Source organism: Haloferax sp. KTX1 (genome assembly GCF_902410085.1).
GTDB lineage: Archaea > Halobacteriota > Halobacteria > Halobacteriales > Haloferacaceae > Haloferax > Haloferax massiliensis.
This window is the reverse complement of the sequence record NZ_CABPRH010000193.1, coordinates 1-443: the sequence shown is the minus strand read 5'-3', so window position 1 is coordinate 443 and position 443 is coordinate 1. Positions and strand designations below refer to the sequence as shown.

Sequence of the window (443 nt, the reverse complement as noted above, 5' to 3'; positions counted from 1 at the left end):
GCACGCCGCTGGCCGGGCAGGTCGCCGACGGGCTCTGGGTGGCGACCGGCTGGCAGGGCCACGGGCTCATGCGCGCGCCAGCGATGGGCGACTATCTCGCCGCAGACGTTCTCAATCGCCCGAATCCGCTCTCCGAGCATTTGCCCGACCGGGTCGACCCAACGCGGTTCGACGGCTCCGAAGAGTTCGCCGCGCTGGACGACCCGACGCGTGACTGGGACGAGTGAATACGCTGTGAGAAAGTGTATACGCTCCAATCAGGAGTCGTCTTCGCCCTCGTCAGCTGATTCGGCTTCGCCTTCGACATCGGTATTTGCATCCGCTTCGGTTCCCCCGTCAGTCCCGCTGTCGTCGGTTTCAACGCCCACATCCGTTGCCGCGTCCTCGTCGTGCCCAGGCTCAGCCTTCGGGACGCGGACGTGGAGCGTGCCGTTGCTCTTGAG

2 pseudogenes are annotated in these 443 nt (G+C 65.9%); one reads left to right on the top strand and one right to left on the bottom strand.

What is annotated here, in order from left to right:
• Positions 1–227, top strand: a pseudogene (locus tag FY251_RS21420) (FAD-binding oxidoreductase); the annotation flags it as partial.
• A 30-nt stretch (positions 228–257) separates the two neighbouring features.
• Here FY251_RS21420 and FY251_RS21415 read toward each other — a convergent pair.
• A pseudogene (locus FY251_RS21415) lies at positions 258–443 on the bottom strand (Hsp20/alpha crystallin family protein); the annotation flags it as partial.